Source organism: Novosphingobium sp. EMRT-2, assembly GCF_005145025.1.
GTDB lineage: Bacteria > Pseudomonadota > Alphaproteobacteria > Sphingomonadales > Sphingomonadaceae > Novosphingobium.
Map to the genome: position 1 here is coordinate 877,816 of NZ_CP039695.1, position 19,629 is coordinate 897,444.

General features: G+C 63.5%; 20 protein-coding genes. 13 read left to right on the plus strand and 7 right to left on the minus strand.

Features of this window, described 5'->3' with window-relative positions; genetic code table 11:
* Positions 1–16: 16 nt before the first annotated feature.
* A complete protein-coding gene (gene hrpB, locus FA702_RS04335; protein WP_136955187.1) occupies positions 17–2,488 on the minus strand; it encodes an ATP-dependent helicase HrpB in 2,472 nt (823 codons plus the stop codon).
* A 44-nt stretch (positions 2,489–2,532) separates the two neighbouring features.
* Entirely contained in the window at positions 2,533–3,849 is a 1,317-nt protein-coding gene (locus FA702_RS04340; RefSeq protein WP_136955188.1) for an MFS transporter, read from the minus strand.
* 151 nt (positions 3,850–4,000) lie between these two features.
* On the opposite strand from FA702_RS04340, the gene cyoA reads away from it, so the two are divergent.
* Genes cyoA through FA702_RS04375 form a run of 7 tightly spaced genes read left to right on the plus strand, consistent with a single transcriptional unit; the run spans position 4,001 to position 10,719 of the window.
* Positions 4,001–5,152: a ubiquinol oxidase subunit II gene (gene cyoA, locus FA702_RS04345; RefSeq protein ID WP_136955189.1), complete on the plus strand. Its 1,152-nt coding sequence runs from the start codon at positions 4,001–4,003 to the stop codon at positions 5,150–5,152.
* Between the two features lie 16 nt (positions 5,153–5,168).
* On the plus strand, positions 5,169–7,181 hold the full coding sequence (gene cyoB, locus FA702_RS04350; protein WP_136955190.1) for a cytochrome o ubiquinol oxidase subunit I: 2,013 nt from the start codon (positions 5,169–5,171) through the stop codon (positions 7,179–7,181).
* On the plus strand, positions 7,178–7,804 hold the full coding sequence (cyoC, locus tag FA702_RS04355) for a cytochrome o ubiquinol oxidase subunit III (RefSeq protein ID WP_136955191.1): 627 nt from the start codon (positions 7,178–7,180) through the stop codon (positions 7,802–7,804). The genes cyoB and cyoC overlap by 4 nt, the downstream gene beginning before the upstream one ends.
* Positions 7,801–8,175, plus strand: a complete 375-nt coding sequence (gene cyoD, locus FA702_RS04360) for a cytochrome o ubiquinol oxidase subunit IV (protein ID WP_136955192.1) — start codon at positions 7,801–7,803, stop codon at positions 8,173–8,175. Before cyoC ends, cyoD begins: the two co-directional genes overlap by 4 nt.
* Positions 8,172–8,879 carry an SURF1 family protein gene (locus tag FA702_RS04365; protein ID WP_255504709.1) on the plus strand — a complete coding sequence of 236 codons (708 nt, stop codon included), beginning with the start codon at positions 8,172–8,174 and terminating at the stop codon, positions 8,877–8,879. The genes cyoD and FA702_RS04365 overlap by 4 nt, the downstream gene beginning before the upstream one ends.
* Entirely contained in the window at positions 8,876–10,171 is a 1,296-nt protein-coding gene (locus tag FA702_RS04370) for an ATP-binding protein (protein WP_255504710.1), read from the plus strand. The genes FA702_RS04365 and FA702_RS04370 overlap by 4 nt, the downstream gene beginning before the upstream one ends.
* Positions 10,171–10,719, plus strand: a complete 549-nt coding sequence (locus FA702_RS04375; RefSeq protein WP_124808751.1) for a response regulator transcription factor — start codon at positions 10,171–10,173, stop codon at positions 10,717–10,719. The genes FA702_RS04370 and FA702_RS04375 overlap by 1 nt, the downstream gene beginning before the upstream one ends.
* Before the next feature lie 90 nt (positions 10,720–10,809).
* On the opposite strand, the gene FA702_RS04380 is transcribed toward FA702_RS04375, so the two are convergent.
* On the minus strand, positions 10,810–11,085 hold the full coding sequence (locus FA702_RS04380) for an HU family DNA-binding protein (RefSeq protein ID WP_124808750.1): 276 nt from the start codon (positions 11,083–11,085) through the stop codon (positions 10,810–10,812).
* Between the two features lie 74 nt (positions 11,086–11,159).
* Positions 11,160–11,441 (minus strand): hypothetical protein, encoded by a 282-nt coding sequence (locus FA702_RS04385; RefSeq protein ID WP_136955193.1) that lies wholly within the window; start codon positions 11,439–11,441, stop codon positions 11,160–11,162.
* Between the two features lie 570 nt (positions 11,442–12,011).
* Between FA702_RS04385 and FA702_RS23110 the strand changes: the two genes are divergently transcribed.
* Positions 12,012–12,206 (plus strand): DUF6771 family protein, encoded by a 195-nt coding sequence (locus FA702_RS23110; protein ID WP_136955194.1) that lies wholly within the window; start codon positions 12,012–12,014, stop codon positions 12,204–12,206.
* 11 nt (positions 12,207–12,217) lie between these two features.
* Here FA702_RS23110 and FA702_RS04395 read toward each other — a convergent pair whose 3' ends face one another.
* Positions 12,218–12,844 carry an SOS response-associated peptidase gene (locus FA702_RS04395; RefSeq protein WP_136955195.1) on the minus strand — a complete coding sequence of 209 codons (627 nt, stop codon included), beginning with the start codon at positions 12,842–12,844 and terminating at the stop codon, positions 12,218–12,220.
* Between the two features lie 34 nt (positions 12,845–12,878).
* Here FA702_RS04395 and FA702_RS04400 point away from each other — a divergent pair, with 34 nt between their 5' ends.
* The 3 genes from FA702_RS04400 to FA702_RS04410 all read left to right on the plus strand — a co-directional run bounded on the left by FA702_RS04400 (position 12,879) and on the right by FA702_RS04410 (position 14,598).
* The gene (locus FA702_RS04400) at positions 12,879–13,340 is read left to right on the plus strand and encodes a hypothetical protein (protein ID WP_168195989.1); all 462 of its coding nucleotides are present in this window, start codon (positions 12,879–12,881) and stop codon (positions 13,338–13,340) included.
* A gap of 4 nt (positions 13,341–13,344) precedes the next feature.
* Complete coding sequence (locus FA702_RS04405; protein ID WP_136955197.1) at positions 13,345–13,671, plus strand: hypothetical protein; 327 nt, start codon at positions 13,345–13,347, stop codon at positions 13,669–13,671.
* A gap of 93 nt (positions 13,672–13,764) precedes the next feature.
* Positions 13,765–14,598: a hypothetical protein gene (locus FA702_RS04410; protein ID WP_168195990.1), complete on the plus strand. Its 834-nt coding sequence runs from the start codon at positions 13,765–13,767 to the stop codon at positions 14,596–14,598.
* Positions 14,599–14,680: 82 nt separating this feature from the next.
* Here the strand turns inward: FA702_RS04410 and FA702_RS04415 are convergent, their stop codons facing one another.
* Entirely contained in the window at positions 14,681–15,796 is a 1,116-nt protein-coding gene (locus tag FA702_RS04415; RefSeq protein ID WP_168195991.1) for a phage portal protein, read from the minus strand.
* A 10-nt stretch (positions 15,797–15,806) separates the two neighbouring features.
* Positions 15,807–17,738, minus strand: coding sequence for a terminase large subunit domain-containing protein (locus FA702_RS04420; RefSeq protein WP_136955200.1), 1,932 nt, complete (start codon positions 17,736–17,738; stop codon positions 15,807–15,809).
* Between the two features lie 139 nt (positions 17,739–17,877).
* Between FA702_RS04420 and FA702_RS04425 the strand changes: the two genes are divergently transcribed.
* Together FA702_RS04425 and FA702_RS04430 are read left to right on the plus strand one after the other, a co-directional pair.
* The gene (locus FA702_RS04425; protein ID WP_136955201.1) at positions 17,878–18,144 is read left to right on the plus strand and encodes a hypothetical protein; all 267 of its coding nucleotides are present in this window, start codon (positions 17,878–17,880) and stop codon (positions 18,142–18,144) included.
* A gap of 1 nt (position 18,145) precedes the next feature.
* On the plus strand, positions 18,146–19,621 hold the full coding sequence (locus FA702_RS04430; RefSeq protein WP_136955202.1) for a hypothetical protein: 1,476 nt from the start codon (positions 18,146–18,148) through the stop codon (positions 19,619–19,621).
* The last annotated feature ends 8 nt before the right edge of the window (positions 19,622–19,629 follow it).

Consider the following 19,629-nt stretch of genomic DNA (forward strand, 5'->3'; position numbering starts at 1 on the left):
CAGGATCGGGCCATCATCAGGATCGCCGCGAAGCCTCGAACGCGTTCTTGGTCTTGAGGCTCGGGTCTTCGGCCCACGGCTCGTCCGGCCAGCGGTGCCGGGGATAACGGCCCTTCATGTCCTTCACCACGTCGCGCCAGCTTCCCCGCCAGAACGCGGGCAGATCGGCGGTCGTCTGGATCGGCCGGCCGGCCGGCGATGTCAGGCTTAGCAGCAGCGGCCTTGCCGGCTGCCCGATCACGGGATGCCGATCCAGCCCGAACAAAGCCTGGACCCGCAGTTCCACGGTCGGGCCGCCTTCGTGCGCGTAATCGATGGCATGGCCGGTCCCCGCCGGCGAGCGATACTCCGCCGGAGCCAGCCGGTCGAGTGTCTGCCGCTCGTTCCAGTCCAGCCGGTTCAGCAGGGCATCGTGCAGCTTGCCCGCCGATAGGGCAAAGTCGCGCCTTCCCGCGAGCAACGGCCTGAGCCACTCGTCCAGCGTCTCCAGCAGCGCTTCTTCCGATAGCACTTCCAGCCCAGCGTACCGCGCGCGTTCGAGCAGCGCCCTGGACGCTCCCCCCAGCGGCAGCAAGGCAAGCCCCGAACGCCGTACCTGATCGAGCAGAAGCGCCGAGACCGATTCCGGATCGGGCGAAGGATCAGGCACCCGCGCCAGCACGATCGCGCCGAGCCGCCGCTCCAGCCGGGCCTCGACCCGCGCCTCGGCCTCGTTCCACGTCAGGGCGTGGCGCGTTTCCAGCCGGTGCGGCAGCCAGCGGGTGATGTCTGCCTCGTCCAACGCCAGCGCGGCCATGATCCGCGCGCCTTTGGCTTCGCCCTGCGCATCGCCGATCACCAGCCATTCGGCGGTGGCGAGCGGCGACGCGGGATCGAGCCGATAGCCGCGCCCGCCGGAGGACAGCCATTCCTCTCCGCTGGCGGACCGGCGGCGGGCGATGCGATCGGGGAAGGCTTCGGCGAGAAGCACGCCCGGGGGCGGAGCTTGCCCGCGTCCATCGGCAGATTCGGAGCCGGAGGACGAAGAGACGCGCTCCACCATCTCCGCCCAACGCGCCGCCAGTTTGCGCGATGCCTCCGCCCGGCCGCCGCGTTCGCCGTTCCAGCGATCGAGCCGTCGCGCCAGATCCTCGCCCTTTCCGCCAAGGCCGCGTTCCTGCAGCAGCAGCGCCAGCCGCGCCGCCTCCCGCGCCGCGCCGCGCCTGGCGGCAAAGACGAGCATATGGGCCAGCGCCGGCTCCATCGGCAGCTTCGCCAGCGCGCGGCCATGCGCGGTGATCCGGTTCTCCGCATCCAGCGCGCCAAGCGCCCGCAACTGCGCCTGCGCGGCGGCCATCGCCGGCGCCGGCGGCGGATCGATCCATGCCATGCCGGCCGGATCACCCGCGCCCCATTGCGCCAGCGTCAGCGCCAGCGGCGCCAGATCGGAGGTGAGGATTTCGGGCGGATCGAAGGCCTGACGGCCGGCGTGGGCGGCTTCTTCCCACAGGCGATAGGCCACGCCCGGCACCTGCCGCGCCGCGCGGCCCGCACGCTGCGCCGCGGCAGCCTGGCTAGCCCGGTGAGTGACCAGCCGCGTGACGCCGGCGGTCCTGTCGAACTCGGCCCGGCGCGAAAGGCCGGCATCGACCACCACCGAAACCCTGTCCAGCGTCAGGCTGGTTTCGGCGATGGCGGTGGCGAGCACGATCCTGCGGCGGCCGCCGGCATCGCGCCGGATCGCTGTGCGCTGCCCCGCCGGCTCCACCTGACCGTGGAGCGGCAGCACCAACGCCTGTGGCAAGCGGTCAGCCAGCAGTTCGGCGGTCCGTTCGATGTCGCGCACGCCAGGCAGAAAGGCCAGGATGTCGCCCGTCTCGGCACGCCACGCCTCGCCAATGGCGGAGGCCATGGCCTGTTCCAGCCGCAGGTCTGGCCGCGCGCCCAGCCAGCGGATAGCCAGCGGGAACGCCTTCCCTTCGCTTTCGATCACCGGCGCATCGCCCAGCAGGCCGGCGAAGCGCGCGCCATCGATCGTAGCGGACATGACGATCAGGCGCAGGTCCTCGCGCAGCACCGCCTGCGATTCGATCGCCAGCGCCAGCCCCAGATCGCTGTCGAGGTGGCGTTCGTGCGCTTCGTCGAACAGGACGGCGGAAACGCCCGTCAGATCGGGATCGCCGAGGATCGTGGCAACGAAGATCGCCTCGGTCATCACGAGGATGCGCGTCCGGGCCGAGCGTTTGCTGTCCAGGCGGGTCAGATACCCCACCGTTTCGCCGGGCTGCTCACCCAGCAGTTCCGCCATGCGCTCGGCGGCCGCGCGCGCCGCGACGCGGCGGGGCGAAAGCAGGATCACCGTCCCCTTGCACCACGGTTCGGCCAGCAGCGCCGGGGCAACCGAGGTGGTCTTGCCCGCCCCCGGCGGCGCGATCAGCACGGCCGACGGTCGCGCGCGCAGGGCGGCCAGCAGGTCGGGCAGGACAGCGTGGATCGGCAGGTCGGTCACGCCGTTTCCCTAGGCGGCAATGGCCGCCCTGGGAACCGGGTACGTCAATGGCGGCTGGCCAGCTCCGCATTGAGCCACAGCGCCACCAGTGTCGCCAGCGCGCCGGAGAGGAGGTAGGCGCCCGAAGCAAGCAGCCCGCCCTGCGCGGCCAGCCACAACGCCACCAGCGGCGCGAAGCCCGCGCCGAACAGCCAGGCCAGATCGCTCGTCAGCGCCGAACCGGTATAGCGATGGCGCGTGGCGAAGTTGGACGACACCGCGCCCGACGATTGGCCGAACGCCAGCCCCAGCAGGATGAAGCCCAGCACCATGAAGGCGATCTCGCCGCCTTCGCCCAGCCCCAGCAATTGCGGCGCGAACCCGCTGAACACGGCGATCGCGGCGGCCAAAACCACCAGCAGGCGGCGGCGTCCGATACGGTCGGCCAGCAGGCCAGACGCGATGATCGCCAGCACGCCAATCGCCGCCGCGCCCGCTTCGATCAGAAGGAAGCTGGTCGGCTGCTCGGGCGTGAACAGCAGTACCCACGACAGCGGGAACACGGTGACCATGTGAAACAGCGCGAAGCTCGCCAGTGGAGCGAAGACCCCGATCACGACCGTGCGCCATTCGCGCGAGACCGTCTCCAGCACCGGCGCGGCCTGAAGATCGCGCGATTCGTACAGACGCCGGAACTCCGGCGTCGCCACCATGCGCAGCCGCGCGAACAGCGCGACGACGTTGATCGCGAACGCCACGAAGAACGGATAGCGCCAGCCCCATTCGAGGAAATCGGCCGTGGACAGCGATGCGGTGAAGAAAGCGAACAGCAGGCTCGCCACGATCAGGCCCAGCGGCGCGCCAAGCTGCGGGATCATCGCATACCAGCCGCGCCGGTTCTCGGGCGCGTTGAGCGCGAGCAGCGAGGCGAGGCCGTCCCAGGTGCCGCCCAGCGCGAAGCCCTGCCCCAGCCGGAACAGCGCCAGCAACCAGATCGCTTGCGCGCCCAGCGTCTCGTAGCCGGGCAGGAACGCAATCGCGGCGGTCGAACCGCCCAGCAGGAACAGGGCGATGGTCAGCTTCGCCTCGCGCCCCAGCATCCGGTCGACGGCCATGAACGCCACCGAGCCGACGGGGCGGGCCATAAAGGCCAGCGCGAACAGCGCAAACGACCACAGCATCGCCTGCAGCGGGGGAGCGAAGGGGAAAAAGGCCTTCGGGAACACCAGCACCGAAGCAATCGCATAGACGAAGAAATCGAAGAATTCGGACGTGCGACCAATGATCACGCCGATGGCGATGTCGCCCGGCGAAACGGCGTGACCGGCATGCCCGCGCGAGCCTTGCCCCGCCATGCCGTTATCGAAGGGAACTGCAGTCATGTCAGGCACCTCGCTCGTGCCCGTTGCGGGCTTCACCCGGCCTGTCCCGACCGTTGATGACAAGGTTTCACTGTCATTGATCCGCGTCAAGGCGCGGGTGGGACAAATTGTCCAATCGAACGCACCATCCGACGCGCCTAGTCCGCGCGCCATGCCAGCGATCCCCCCGTCCCTCTGGCGCCTCGCGCGCGGTGCCGTCGTCCTCCCGCTTGCTGCCCTCCTCTCCGGCTGCGACTGGGTCGTTCTCAATCCCTCAGGCGACATCGCGCGACAGCAGGCGCATCTGGTGATCGTCGCCACGGCGCTGATGCTGTTGATCATCGTGCCGGTCATGGTGCTGACGGTCGCTTTCGCCTGGCGCTACCGTTCGTCCAACACCGCGGCTACCTACGCGCCAGACTGGCACCATTCCACCAAGCTGGAACTGGTGATCTGGTCGGCGCCGCTGATGATCATCATCGCGCTCGGGTCGATCACCTGGGTCACGACTCATACGCTCGATCCCTACCGCCCGCTCTCGCGCATAGACGCCGCCCGGCCATTGCCCGCAGGCACCAAGCCGCTGGAAGTGCAGGTCGTCGCGCTCGACTGGAAATGGCTGTTCATCTATCCCGAACAGAAGATCGCCACTGTGAACGACCTGGTCCTGCCGGTGGACCGCCCCGTGCAATTCCGCCTGACCGCATCGTCGGTGATGAACTCGTTCTACGTGCCCGCGCTCGCCGGCCAGATCTATGCGATGCCGGGCATGGAATCGAAGCTCCACGCCGTGCTCAACCGGACGGGCGCGTTCCAGGGCTTTTCCGCGCAATACAGCGGCGCCGGCTTCTCGAAGATGCGTTTCGTGACTCGCGGCGTGTCCGCGAGCGATTTCGACGCTTGGGCTAACGGCATTCGCAAGGGCGCGGATGCGCTGGATCGCACGGCCTATCTCAAGCTCGAACAGCCGAGCGAGAAGGAGCCGGTCCGCCACTTCGCCAGTATCGATCCGGCACTGTTCGATGCGGCCGTCAATCTCTGCGTCCGCCCCGGCAAGATGTGCGTCAACCAGATGATGGCGATCGACGCCGAAGGCGGCACCGGCCGCGCCGGGCAGTTCAACCTCGCCGCGCTGACCTACGACAAGTTCGGCCGCGAACAGGTGGTGCCCGTGCTTCCCGGTCGCCAGCCCAGCGGCGCGCAACTGTTCGTCAACGCCAATGCCTATTGCGCCGGCAAGGGACCGCTGAAGGAGGCACCGCCCCCACAGTCCGCCGGCCGCACGCTCTCCCTCGCCGCTCCGGCATCCTCCCCCGTTTCCTGATCGCGGACACTGATCCATGACACCTGCCGAACCACACTGGTCGTTCCTGCTCGGGCGCCTCGGCCCCGATGCGATCCCGACCGAGCCGATCGTGCTCGCCACGTTCGCCGTCGTCGCGCTGGGCGGCGTCGCGCTGCTGGCCGCGCTCACCTATTTCCGCCTGTGGGGCTATCTCTGGAAAGAGTGGTTCACCAGCGTGGATCACAAGAAGATCGGCATCATGTACATGGTGCTGGGCCTCGTCATGTTCCTGCGCGGCTTTGCCGACGCGCTGATGATGCGCATCCAGCAGGCGATCGCGTTCAACGGATCGGAAGGCTATCTCAACGCGCACCACTACGATCAAATCTTCACCGCGCACGGCGTGATCATGATCTTCTTCGTGGCCATGCCGTTCGTGACCGGGCTGATGAACTACGTGGTGCCGCTGCAGATCGGCGCGCGCGATGTCTCGTTCCCGTTCCTCAACAACTTCAGCTTCTGGATGACCGCCAGCGGCGCTGCGCTGGTGATGGCCTCGCTGTTCATCGGGGAATTCGCGCAGACCGGGTGGCTCGCCTATCCGCCGCTCTCCGGCCTTGCCTACAGCCCCAATGTCGGTGTCGATTACTACATCTGGTCGCTGCAGATCGCGGGCGTGGGCACCACGCTGTCGGGGATCAACCTGATCGCCACAATCGTGAAGATGCGCGCGCCCGGCATGACGATGATGCGGATGCCGGTGTTCACCTGGACCTCGCTGTGCACCAACGTGCTGATCGTGGCGTCCTTCCCGGTGCTGACCGCCGTGCTCGTACTGCTCAGCCTCGATCGCTACGTCGGCACCAACTTCTTCACGAACGATTTCGGCGGCAGCCCTATGATGTACGTGAACCTGATCTGGATCTGGGGCCACCCGGAAGTCTATATCCTGATCCTGCCGATCTTCGGCGTCTTCTCCGAAATCACCTCCACGTTCTCCGGCAAGCGGCTCTTCGGCTATTCGTCGATGGTCTATGCCACCGTCGTCATCACCATCCTGTCCTACCTCGTGTGGCTGCACCACTTCTTCACGATGGGTTCGGGCGCGAGCGTGAACAGCTTCTTCGGCATCACCACGATGGTGATCTCGATCCCCACCGGGGCGAAGATGTTCAACTGGCTGTTCACGATGTACCGCGCGCGCATCCGCTTCGACCTGCCGATGATGTGGACGATGGCGTTCATGCTGACGTTCGTGATCGGCGGCATGACCGGGGTGATGCTGGCGGTGCCGCCGGCGGACTTCGTGCTGCACAACTCGCTGTTCCTGATCGCGCACTTCCACAACGTGATCATCGGCGGCGTGGTGTTCGGCGTGTTTGCGGCGATCAACTACTGGTGGCCCAAGGCCTTCGGCTTCCGGCTGGAGCCGTTCTGGGGCAAGGTCAGCTTCTGGTGCTGGGTCGTCGGCTTCTGGATGGCGTTCACCCCGCTCTACGTCATGGGGCTTATGGGCGTGACGCGCCGGATGCGCGTGTTCGACGATCCCTCGCTGCAGATCTGGTTCCAGATCGCGGCGGCGGGCGCCTTCCTTATCGCGCTGGGCATCGTGGCCATGCTGATCCAGTACACCGTCTCGATCCTGCGGCGCGACGAACTGCGCGACGAGACCGGCGACCCCTGGAACGCCCGCACGCTGGAATGGTCGACGAGTTCGCCGCCGCCCGCCTACAACTTCGCCTTCACCCCGATCGTGCATGATCTGGACGCGTGGGAGGACATGAAGCGTGCCGGCGTGGCCCGTCCCGTCGATGGCTTCCGCCCGATCCACATGCCCAAGAACACGGGCGCGGGCGTGATCCTGGCCGGAATCAGCGCGGTCTGCGGCTTCGCCCTGATCTGGCATATCTGGTGGCTGGCCGTGGCAAGCTTCGGCGCGCTGCTGATCACCGCCATCGCACATACCTTCAACTACCGGCGCGATTTCCACATTCCCGCCGAGACCGTGGCGGAAACCGAAGCCACCCGCACCCGGCAGCTTGCCGCGCTTGAGGGAGCCGCAGCATGAGCCAGTCCGTTTCCCAGGCGACCCTGACGGGCCGCTACTACGACCTGCACGAACACGATCATCCCGAAGGCGGCAGCACCATGCTGGGCTTCTGGATATACCTGATGAGCGACTGCCTCATCTTCGCGATGCTGTTCGCCGCCTTCGGCGTGCTCGGCGGCAACCTCGCGGCGGGGCCAGGACCAAAAGACCTGTTCGACCTGCCCCTGGTCGCGCTCAACACCTCGATGCTGCTGTTCTCGTCGATCACCTACGGGTTCGCGATGCTGGCGATGCAGCGCGGGCAGAAAGGGCAGACGCAGCTCTGGCTGCTGGTCACCGGCCTGTTCGGCGCAGCCTTTCTAGGGATCGAGCTGTACGAGTTCTCGCACCTGGTCCACGAAGGGGCGACGCCGCAGCGCAGCGCCTTCCTGTCCTCGTTCTTCACGCTGGTCGGCACGCACGGCCTGCACGTTACGTTCGGACTGGTCTGGCTGACCGTGTTGATGGTGCAGGTCGGTCAGCGCGGCCTGATCGCCGCCAACAAGCGCCGCCTGATGTGCCTCAGCCTGTTCTGGCACTTCCTCGACGTCGTCTGGATCGGCGTCTTCACGTTCGTCTATCTGATGGGAATGCTGCGATGAGCGCTGCACACGATGTTCATGGGCACGGGCATGACGAGGGCCACGGTTCGCTGCGCGATTACGTCTGGGGCTTCGGTCTTTCCGTCATCCTCACCGCCGTCCCGTTCTGGCTGGTGATGAGCGGCGCCATTCCCGATAAAGGCACCACCGCGCTGGTCATCACCGGCTTCGCCGCGGTGCAGATCGTCGTCCACATGATCTTCTTCCTGCACATGAATGCCAAGGCGGAAGGCGGCTGGAACCTTCTGGCGCTGCTGTTCACGGTGGTGCTGGTGGTAATCGTGCTCAGCGGATCGCTGTGGGTGATGTATCACCTCAACCACAACATGATGCCCCAGGGCACCATGCAGGGCATGGAACAAGCGCCTTGAACACCAGGGCGGCGCGGCGCGGGTTCAACTGGCTCGCGCTCGCCCTTCTTCTCCTTGTGCCCGCCTTCATCGCGCTGGGCGTGTGGCAGGTCCACCGGCTGGCGTGGAAGGAAGCCCTGATCGCGCGCGTTGAACAGGCCACGCGTGCCACGCCGATCCCGGTGGCGGTGCTTCCGCAAGGCCCACTCAAGCCGCTCGAATACCGCCGCCTCACCATGAGCGGCACATATGACGCACAAGGCGTAACACTCGTCACGGGCACATCGATTCTCGGCAGCGGCTACTGGGTGCTCGCCCCGCTCCAGCCCGATCGCGGTCCGCCCGTCCTCGTCAATCGCGGCTTCGTCCCGAGCGGTTCCCGAGTTGATCCGGTGCGCCGCGCGACGCCCTCCGGCCGCGTCACCGTCACCGGCCTGCTCCGCCTGACCGAACCCGGCGGCGCCTTCCTGCGCGCCAACCGGCCCGGTGATGATCGCTGGTATTCGCGCGATGTCGTCGCGATTGCCGCCAGGCGCGGCGTGACCATCGACCCACGGCTGTTTATCGACGCGCAGTCGGAAAGCCCCCGCGCTTCAGAAACACCCGTCGCCGGGCTCACCGTGCTGACGTTCCCCAATAACCACCTTGCCTATGCCCTGACCTGGTTCGCCCTCGCCGCGCTGTGCGCCGTCGGGGCAATCGTGGTATGGCGCAGGCAATCATGACCAGAAGCCTCGCCCAGCTCTCCTATCCGCCCGCCAGCGCGCGCAACATGGCGCTGCTTGTCCAGTTGCGCTGGATGGCTGTGGCGGGACAATTGCTGACGATCTGGATTGCCGCGGCGGCGATGGGCGTGAACCTGCCGTTACCACAGTTGATAACCGTGCCGGTCCTCCTCGGCTTCGTGAATCTTGCCACCTCGGTGATGGGGCGGGAGCGCGAAGGGTACAGCTACATGGAACTGCTCGGCGCGCTGATGCTGGATGTCGCGGCGCTGGGCTGGCAGCTCTATTTCAGCGGCGGGACGACCAACCCGTTCACCTTCCTGTTCCTGCTGCAGATCGTGATCGGCGCGATCCTGCTGCCGCCGGACTGGAGCTGGATCGTCGCCGCGATCGCGGCGCTGGGCGTGGCGCTGCTGACGTTCCTGTACCGTCCGCTTGCGCTGCCACCGCAGTACGCCGCGGAACCCTTGCGCCTCTATCTGCTCGGCAGCCTGCTCTGCTTCCTTCTCATCGCCGCGCTGCTGGTGTTCTTCGTGATCCGCATGGACCGCAACCGCCGGCAGAGCGATGCCGCACTCGCCACGCTGCGCCAGCAGGCGGCCGAGGAGCATCACATCGTCCGCATGGGTCTGCTTGCTTCGGGCGCGGCGCACGAACTGGGCACGCCAATGTCCACGATGTCGGTGATCCTGGGGGACTGGGCGCACCACCCCGTGGTCAAGGCCACGCCTGAACTGTCCGGCGAAGTGGATGAAATGCAGACCGAGTTGAAGCGCTGCAAGACGATCGTCTCGGGCATCCTGATGTCCGCCGGCGAAGCGCGGGGCGAAAGCCCATCGGTCATCCGGCTCGGCGCGTTTCTCGATGAAATCGCCGCCGACTGGCGTGATCGCAGCGCCGGTGCCGTGCAATTTCGCAACGAAGTCTCGCAGGACGTCGCCATCGTCTCCGATCCTGCCTTGCGCCAGGTTATCGGCAACGTGATCGACAACGCGCTCGAAGTTTCCCCCGCGCGCGTCACCATCCACGCGCGAACGCCCCTCCGGGATCTGGTCATCGAAGTGCGCGACAACGGACCGGGCTTCGCGGAGGAAATGCTCGAAGCTTTCGGCAAACCCTATTCCTCCACCAAGGGCCGCGCCGGCGGTGGACTGGGCCTGTTTCTCGTGGTGAACGTGATCCGCAAGCTCGGCGGCCGGGTGGAAGTCGGCAATCCCAATGACGGCGGCGCGCTGGTGCGCATCAGCATCCCGCTCGAAGCCTTGATCTTTTCCGGAAAAGGGGGGCGCTGATGCAGGACGATACCGCGCCATCGCGGCACTCGCTGGTGATCGTCGAGGACGATCCCGCTTTCGCGCGGACCTTGCAGCGATCGCTGGAGCGCCGTGGCTACACCGTCAGCCATGCCGCCTCGCCGGAAGATCTTGAAGTCCTGCTTGCCGCCACGCGCTTCGACTACGCCGTCGTCGACCTCAAGCTGGGCACCGCATCCGGTCTGGGCTGCGTGCAAATGCTTCACCAGCGCGATGCCGATACGCGCATCGTCGTCCTTACCGGTTTCGCCAGCATTGCCACGGCTGTCGAAGCGATCAAGCTCGGCGCTTCGCACTATCTGGCGAAGCCCGCCAATACCGACGATATCGAGGAGGCCTTCCACAAGGCCGATGGTGATCCCGACACCCCGCTCGAAGGCCGCAAGAGCTCGATCAAGACGGTGGAATGGGAATACATTCACGCCACGCTAGCGGAATGCGATTTCAATATTTCGGAAGCCGCGCGCCGCCTTGGCATGCATCGCCGAACGCTGGCGCGGAAGCTCGAAAAACGCCAGTTGCGCTAGGGAGCCCAGAAGGCCCCGTTAATGCGTGCGCCTGACGCGGGAAGTGAAGAACCGGCGCCCTGCCACTGGCAAGGCGCCGGCTGCAACGGCTCAGCCGTTGAGCTTGTCCTTCACGGCCTTCGCCGGAGAGAAGGTCAGCTTGTTCGACGCCGCGATCTGGATGGTCGCGCCCGTCGAGGGGTTGCGGCCTTCACGCGCGGGGGTGTTCTTCACCTTGAACTTGCCGAAGCCGTTCAGGGAAACTTCGTCGCCCTTGCCGGCGGCATCGGCGATGGCAGCGAAAACGCCGTCCACGGCCTTGCGCGCGTCGGCCTTGGTAAGGCCGTGGCTCGCGACGAGGACATCGGCCAGATCATTGCTGTTCATGGTCTTGCTTTCATTGGTAATGGGATGGACCGGCTAACGCGACAAAGCCTCACTAATCCATCGCTCCAACCAAGCTATCCACTGTTTTCCGCCTGAAAGAGCCGAAAATAGGGCGTTTTTGGCAAAACGATGGTGCCTCCGGCGCTTCCGGAGCGCGCGTTGTGTCGTGAAATCCGCATTTGCGCAAGCGTCATCACGCGCGGAAACGCCACCTTTGCCAACACCGTGCGGGCAGCCGAACGCAAAAAAGCCCCGCACAAGGCGAGGCTGGAATACGTCCGATCAATGGTTGCGGGGGTAGGATTTGGGCGTTGGCATAACATGCGCATCGCTGCCTGATCGCTGATCGTCTCCACGCATAATTCCGCAACACCGCTCCCCTCGATCGCGTGATGCAAATTGCATCGCGAAAGCGAGCATTTTTCGTCACGTAGGCTGATATCAGCTAGTTTGCGGGGTATGCGTCGCAACGACATAATCTTTATAACATCTCTTCAAATTCAAACACTTGCGATATAACAATTATATAATTTCAACATAATGATATTATAATACACAAGGGTAATGTTCGGACCTGAAGGTTTCCTTTAATTTCAGTGACATGATGTCTGGCGCTGAAAAATATTAGGCCAACGTTATGCCTAGTTTGTAATGTCGAGAACGGCAGATTTCCGCCATTTTTGCGCCATAACTTGAGGCATGTGAGGAACATTATGTCTTTGCGACGATAGGGGGCATCCCTTGGCGCGCATGGGCTCCCGGCATCTTGCAAACATCACGTTGAAAATGAGGGAAGCGAGGCGTGGGGGCGAGCGCGGCGCGCGAGGTTGCAGGGGGCACGTCCCGCCCAGGCGCGCCCTGCCCCGGCCCTCGACCGATCGATGCGGCTCTTGCATCAATGTTCGCATTATGTTCCAATCCTCCCCATGGAGCACAGAGTCGACACCACCACCATCGCAGAGGCCATTCTCAACGCGCCTGGCTGGGCGCGCGTGGGGATCACCGCCCCCACGTCCATCATGCGAGAGGATGCCGCGCGCGAGCTGGCGCGCTGCATTACGGATCAGATTGAACGAACGCCCCTGCCGGGCCTATCAGGGCAGGAACGCCTGGCGCTTTAGCCCGGCCGCGATCAGATCAGCCGGGGCGCTGCAGCGCCCCGCCGGGCCACCCACGGCTGATCGGTGGCATCCACCGCCAATTCCCCCGGCCACGTCCTGCACAGGCCAAACGCCTCGTCCGCCGGCGCATCAGTCCAGCGCGTCCAGTCCTCTCGGCGAAGGATCACCGGCATGCGGTCATGCACGTCCGCCATCTGCGGGCTGCTGTTGACCATCACCATGGAATAGACATCACCCCATTCGTCAGACCGGCGCCAGATCCCGCCGATCGCGAACAGGCTCTCGCCCGCCGGCGCGTACCATGTGCGCGTCATGCGCCGGTCCTCCCCCTGCGGCTCCGCCCAGGCCGTCACCGGGATCAGGCACCGCCGCCGCTCGAAGCTGTCGCGCCAGAACCATGTCTGGAGCTTGTCCTCGCGCGCGTTGGTAACGGCCTTGGGCTTGATCGGCTGCCCGTTCCGGCCCTTCATCGGCCGTGGAAAGCCCCACGTCATTGCCCGCACGCGGCCATTGACCACCACCAGCCCATTGTACCCCGGATAGACTTCCTCGTCATAGTTCGCGCCCTCGTCCGCTTCGGCGTCGAAGGTATGCGCGACTTCGGCGGCGGCGCTGCGCAGGCGATAGAGGTTGCACATAGCCGGAGGATTCCGCGCGCCGGCTTTCCCGTCAATGCGCTTGACCGAATCGCCTATTTGTTCTTGTATTGTTCCTTATTCAATCGAGGCCCCGGCCATGCAGCATTTCGACCTTCCGGAAGAAAACGCCCCCGTCAGCGAATGGAAGCAGTTCGTGGAGGCGTTGAACGCCGTCCCCCTCACCATGGACCAGATCGAGCGCGGCTATGATGTCTACACCGCATCTGCCCTGGAAGAACGCGAAGATGGCCTGATCCGCTTCGCCCGGGAAGAAGGCCTGTCACCCGCGAACGTTGCCGCCACAGCCATCATCATGCGCGCTTACGTGTTCACGGACGCGCTGGCCGATGGCTACGACATGAAGGCGGAAAACCCGCAAGGGTACGCAACGATCGCCACCGATCCGTTCACACTCTACCGGGTCTATGGCGATTACCAGGTCGTCGCGGGCAAATGGCAAGTCGATCCGGACGACACGGATATCGTCGCCCTGTAATGCCGTGGGCAAATGGTCTGCCGATGGCATCCTGATCCCCACCAACCTGCTGGAATGCGCCGCGTTCCACAAAGGCGTGCGGCCGATCTGCAAATGCGGTCACTCCAAGGTGTTCAACCCCCACGGCCTGTGGTGGCATTTCGAGCGCCGGGGCTGGAACGATCGCCTGCCCGAAGTGCGCAAGCGCTTCTGGTGCATCATCTGCCGATCAAACCACCGCCGCAAGGTCGCGCCGGCGCGTATCGATCTGGTGCAGGAAAGCGATAGCGACGTCTGCCTGCCTTTCCCGCCCGATCGCGTCTGGCGAAAGCAGGTCCGGCGGATGCGGTGATAGCTGCTGTGCGGCAGGGCATTTGCCAATTCTCCTGTCACTATCGCCAGCCCGAGTCTTGCAGACTCTCGGCGGATATGCATCCTTGGCAAGATGGCGGATACCGATAGCAGCATTGACCGACGCTTCAGCAGCGGCTTCCACTCCAATCACGTAAATACGTTGATTGCTTCATCGCTGCTCCTATTGATGAGCCTTCCCCACATAAAACTTATAAACTCAAGCATACTTCCAATTGATTTGAACATTGATGAGAATAGAAATTTCGCGAGAACCATGGCTCTAACATGGGCAACGTTTGCTATATTCTACTATTTAATAGCGTGGAAAGAAGAACCACTTTCATTATGGCTTAATTACAAGAAAAATATGGGCAATATAATAAATCTATCTGAAAAATTGATTGAGTATATAAAAAACGATCATATCAAGACATTTAATTTAGTCGGAAGAATTACATCTAAAGTAAACTACCACTCTAAATCTATAGCAGGAGATTATATAAGAAATCACTACAAAAATTGCCTAATCAATATTGCAGATGTAACTTCAATTCCAACACCTATTGGTGTTGATGAAAACAAATGGAATAGTGCAATAAATGATGTTGTAAGATTATTTGTGGATGCAATGAATACAAATAAAATTGAGGACTATTTCTTTCAGCACGAAGATTTTGATAAATTGGTGCTGGCTATAGATGAGGCAAAAAAGAACCTCGAGTCATACACACCAAAATATAGAGAACTGTATAAATCTTTGAAATTAAACGGATTTAGACGAATAGCGTCCGATATATATGAGCGCGCCGTTACTTTTGTTTTTTACTTTTTAGTTCCATTATTATTATACTTCATATCAATAAGTCACTTTATGGGAACTAGAATTCAACCATTATTTAAACCAATTACACACTACATTGGATAAACGAATTCTGGGTCACCTCACAACAACTTACGATACCTAGATTTTGAATACGCCCCTTCCCCCGCCTCTCGGCGGGAAAGCCTTAGCGCGCCCCCGCCGGAACCTTCGTCCCGTCCTGCTGGATGCGGGTACCATCGGCGCAGACGTAATCGCGGAACGCCAGCAGCGGCACGCGCGCCCAGTCGTTCACGCGCAGCATCCGGCGCAGCATGGGCACGATCTCCATCTCGTAATAGGCGTCGCGCGTTTCGCTCACCTTGCCGAAGCCACCGTTGTTCTGCGGGATGATGCCGATAATTTGCGGCGGCGTGCGGTGCGCGGCCAGCATGTCGTCTCGGCTGATGTTCTTCACGCCCTGGAATTCGTCCTTCGCGGTCACGTCCGCGATTGGCATGATTTGGATGCCATCCTTCTTCCCGCCGGGAATATAGACGAACAGGTTCTTGAAATTGCCCACGCCCTTGGCCTGGCCGATCTTCTCCTGCATCATCTGGGCCGTCTTCTGATCGGCCAGCGTCTCGTTGACGTAAAACACGAACCCCGCGTGCGCGCCGTTCAGGTAATAGCGCCGGCGAAACAGCGTGGCGTTCTCGCTCAACAGCCCCGATTGTAGCGCCGAAAGCCACTCGGGCAGGCCGTAGATTTCCTGTGCCACGTCCGGCTGCTGAAGCTGGAACACGGTGCCCGCATCGTATTCGATTTCCTGCCCCATCACGCCGTTGACGAACCAGAACCGATCGCCCCGATCGCCCTTCACCCCGGCGCGCATGTGCAGCGCCGGCAGGTGCGCCACCATGGCGAGCCGCCCGCCAAGGTTCGGCACCCATTCCAGATAGCCGTTGCCCATCTGCACGAAATCCAGCGCGAACCGTTCGAACACTTCGGCCGAAAGCCAGCGCGAAGGCAGCAGTTGCGCCAGCATCAGGTTCACCTTCAGCGCCACCGCGCTCCGGTGATAGGGGCTCATGTTGAACGTCTGCGCCAGCTTGCCCAGCGGCATCGGCGGCTCATACCAGCGCCCGTTCTGCCAGATCTCGAAATACTGGAACAGTTCGGAGCGATCGAGCACGCTTTCCGGATCGCCGAAAGAGAACACCTGGGCATCCCCGCCCTTGCCCGCGCCATTCGTGGCAGCGGACATCCGGCGCGGCTTCTGCTTCTTCGGCGCGGCCAGCGCGGTCGATGCGGATTTGGTCATGGTCTGGCTCCTAATCATAGAACTTCACGAACCCGCCCCCGGCGCCTTCGCTGGATGTCCCCGCCTCAAGCGGCTCGTTGGAAAGGGCGTGCAGGATCGCCCACGCCACGTCTGCGTGGCCAATCTCGCCATTGCGGCGCGCAACATAGGTCACGCCCTTCTGGCTCCCGGTCAGCGCCGGGCGGATCGCGATGAAGGCCTGCATCACGTCGGTCCAACCGGAATCGAACTCGATGCGGCCCTTGCGGAACACATGCTGGCCCTTGATCACCAGCGCCGTCTTGCTAGACACGGAATAGTTGATCCGCCGCGCCGCCGGGAACCACTTGGAAACAAGCTCCCACACCGCCTGCCCGTGCCCGGTGGTGTCGATCGCGATATCGACCACGTTGTACCGGCGGCAAACCTCGCGGATTTTCTCGGCCTGCCCGGCGAAGTCAAAGCCGTTCAAGCGCAGCTTTTCCAGAACGCGGAACTTGCCCTTGCCCGGCACATCGGGTGGGGCCACGATCACCAGCGCGGCATCATCGCGCCCTTGCTTGTTCGGATCGTACCCCAGCCACACCGGCTTGTCGCCAAACGGCCGCCCGCTGGGCATCTCGATCTGCGCCGGGTGGAAATCCCGCCACTTCTGGAAGCTGTCCACTCTCGCCGGCGCGCAAAGGGCATAGGGGAAGCTGCTCTCGCTATCGTCGATGTCCTCGCATTCGAACAGGTTGGCGAACCGCTCCGGCGAATATTCGGTGCGCAGCTTGTCCACGTCGACCAGCTTGCCCAGCCCCTTCGCCACCGCATCGTGGATGGTCACCAGCTGCTGCCAGCTTCCATCGGGCATGATCGCGCCGTTGCGCAGGTTGCGGTGGGAAATGTCGAAGGGCTTCTGCTGCCCCTTGGGCCGCCCGGCGTTCCAGTCCTCGCCGGACCAGAAGGCATAGGACTGGTGCGTCTTGGTGCTGGGCGTGGAAAAGTACGTCTTGCGGTAGATCTGGTGCGTGGCCATGCCGCTGGCCACGCCGTTCAGTTCCTTGAAGCCGTGCACCCACGCGAATTCGTCGAAGTAGAAGTCGCCGCTTTCGCCCTGCGCCGTCGCGCTGTTGGTGGAAAGCGGATAGAACCCCACCGCGTCCATCGCCGGCAGCGCGTGCGCCTCGCCGTCTTCGTCCACTTCTGGCGGGAACGCCAGGTCGAGCATGATGGGGTTGCCCTTCAGCTCCACCCCGGTCACGCGCCGCACCCATTTCACGATTTCGCGGCGGAACTTGTTCGCCTGGCGCTGGCTGGCGGACAGGAAAATCTGGTTGCGCGGCGCGCGATCGTCCTCGCCGTCCAGCGTCGCCAGCACGTCTTCGGCCACCTTGGCCACGCTCTCGCGGCTGAAATAGACCGTCGCGCCGATCTGGCGGCTCTTCCTGATCTTGCGCGTGCGCTGGTGGCGCTGATCCCACCATTCACGCTGATATTCGAAGCACCAGGCCTCGAAATCGTCCAGCAGCGCCTGCCACTGTTCGCGGGACAGGAAATTCTTGCGCTTGTCCGCCCGCTTGGCCTTGGCCTTGTCGTCGTTGCGGTTGCCGATCTTGGGGTTCAGATCGCCTTCGCGGCCGGTCTGTTCGTACTTCTTGATCCGCGCGGACCGCTCCAACTGGCGCATCAGGAAATCGACGCGCTTCATGTCCCCTTCGGTGAACGGCTCCTTTTCCAGCAGGGTGACGATCTTGGCTTCAAGGCAATCGTCCACCACTGCGATCGGCGCGGCCTCGTCCCACGCCTCGCGGCTTTTCCACGCCGCCAGCGTGCCATACTTCACGCCCAGTTCCGCGGCGATCTGGGTCAGCGTCCAGCCCCGGAAATAGAGGCTGCGCGCCTGTCGGCGCTGGGCACGGCCCACCTGCCGGCTGATCGCCGGTTCGTCATTTTCGGGAATGGCAGGCGCGCAGGGCATAGGCCGCCCATGCACCCGCTTCGCGCGCGCGTGTCGCCCATGCGGCCGGGTAACGGGGCGCGTTACCCGGCGCGCGCGTTGTCAGTCGCCGCGCGGCGGTCCCTCAAAGGCCCCATCGAATTGCGAAGGAGGCGGCACGATGAAGGACAGGGCAAACTGGCAAAGGGATGGGGCGGACCTGCCCGCGCGCGCGCCGTATCCCATCACGCCGAGCGACGACGATGAACTGCCCGTTCTGCCCAAGGGCATCTACGTGGGCACCGGTGGCGACGTGACACTTCGCGGCGTGGATAGCGAAGAAGACGTGACCTATAAAAACTTTCCATCGGCGAGCTTTATTGCCGTGCGAGCCAAATTTGTGCGCGCCACCGGCACCACCGCCACCGACCTGATCGCGGAGGCCTGACATGCGCCCGTCCGGCTCCATGGGCTTTTCCCCCGATGCCGCGCGCACCTGGGCACGCGGGGATGACATCCACGCGGCCCGCGCGCTGTCCATGCAGGATTTCAAAACCGGCGCCCAGAACGCGCGGTTTTCCGAAGCCCTGCTTACCTGCAACGCGGAAAAACGCCGTCTGGTGATCGACGAACCGATGGCGGTCAGCCAGCAGGTCGATATCGCGGGCTTTTGCGATATCGCGATCGTGGGCGAAGGCGCGGTCACGTTGACGGGGCTTGGCGCGAACCAGCGCGCAGCGATCCGGGCGCGCAACTATGTGCCGGCCTATGGCGCAAACCCGCAGGGCCTGCCGACGCCGGTGGCGTCCTTCATCGCCGGCGGCATCGCTCACGAACTTTATCCGGCCGCGACCGGCCGCGACGTTTCGACGATCACTGTCAACGATGCCAGCGCCATCGTTCCGCCTTGTGCGCTCTATTTCAAAAGCGCGGCCACGAACGAATACAGCGAAAGCTCATCGGGCTTCGCGGAAATCTTCTGGTGCTTCGCCAAGGCAGGCAACAAGCTCTACCTGCACGGGCGCTTTACTCGCCTCACCAGCGCGCATGCCGGCACCGTCTATGCGATGGCCGACACCCATTGCCGGATCAGCGGCAAGTTCTCGACCACACAGGATTTCCTCGCGGCGTCGGCAATCTGGGTGGAAGGCTATGTCCAGCCTGTGCTGGACCTGTCCTTCGGCATGGCGTCCAGCTCGGGCCTGTTGCTGGTCAGCAATTTCCAGCCCGTCGCCCGCGCGGTCGGGCGCAATATGCGCCGCGATACCCCGAACAACCGCTATGGCTACCTGATCGCGTCCTATGGCGCGAACGTCGGCCAGCGCTGCGAAGCCCATTCGACGAACCTCTATCACGCATGGACGGATTCGATGTATTCCAGCGAAGGGATGCTGTCCGGCCACACCAAGGGCGGTGGCATCACGGGCAGCGCCGTGGGCAACACCGGCCACGCCTTCGATACGCACATGGATTCCGATGGCGTCACCTTCCACAACCTCACCGTTCTTGGCGGCCACTCGGATACCTATCAGCCGAATTCGGGCAACGTCGCCGCGCTGCAGCTTCGCGGCCACAACGCTACCGTCAACGGCCTCACCACCGATCTGGAAACCGCGATCTGGATGAAAGAGTGGCATCAGTTCGACAGTCAGACCACGCTCAACAACATCCGGCATCTCGATAACCGGTTCGACAAGTCCGCCACTTCGGCCGAACAGATGAAGACCATCTATTTCGATGAACTGGTGGCGGACGGAAACAACAACCCGGTCGCCCGTACGGGCTCTTACAGCACGAAAATCCGGGGCAGCGATATCGCCTATGGTGCGCCTCGTCCCGGATGGTCCGGGGTGCATATGACTGGAATGCAAAGGAGAAAGGAGGAATTGAACGAATGCCTTGCCCTCTGCTGTGAGGGGGCATGAGCCCAAGC